General features: G+C 40.3%; 1 protein-coding gene. It reads right to left on the reverse strand.

All coding sequences use genetic code 11. The annotated features are described in order from the left end of the window. The coding region (locus tag ACFFUV_RS23535; protein WP_390198392.1) for a helix-hairpin-helix domain-containing protein at nucleotides 1-657 on the reverse strand (657 nt) is incomplete at both ends.

Consider the following 657-nt stretch of genomic DNA (forward strand, 5'->3'; position numbering starts at 1 on the left):
TTTTTTTCGATACGCTACCAGTCACTTTCCCGCCAAGATTTTCGATCGTCTCTTTTGCTTCTTCACGAGTCAATCGTGTTAGTTTACCAGTAAGGACTACTGTTTTTTCTTTAAAAGGCGACTCGACTTCTTGCAATTGGGTACTTCGAATCCCTTTGTATTCGAAATTGACGCCTGCTTGTTTTAATTCATTCATCAATTCATGGACTTCTTCGTTACTAAAATAAGTGACTACACTGTCGGCAATGATATCACCGATCGTATCGAGCGCAATAATCGACTCATAGTCGCTTCTACTCAATGTCTCTAGATCACCAAAATGTTCTGCTAAAATTTTTGCTGCTTTCGCTCCGACATGTCGGATTCCTAACCCGAAAATCAACCGCTCGACCGAATTATCTTTGCTGTTGTCAATTGCTGTCAAAATATTATTTGCTGATTTTTCTTTTATTTTGTCCAACGTCAATAACTCTTCTTCTGTCAATTTATAAAGATCAGCGACATCTGCGACTAGTTTTTTGTCATACATCTGTTCAAGCACACGCGGGCCCAACCCGTCGATATTCATCGCATTTCTTGAGACAAAGTGGTTCAAGCCTTCTTTCATTTGAGCAGGGCATTTAGGATTGATGCACCGTAGCGCTACTTCTTCATCCA

This window comes from Vibrio olivae (genome assembly GCF_042428525.1).
GTDB classification, from domain to species: domain Bacteria; phylum Pseudomonadota; class Gammaproteobacteria; order Enterobacterales; family Vibrionaceae; genus Vibrio; species Vibrio olivae.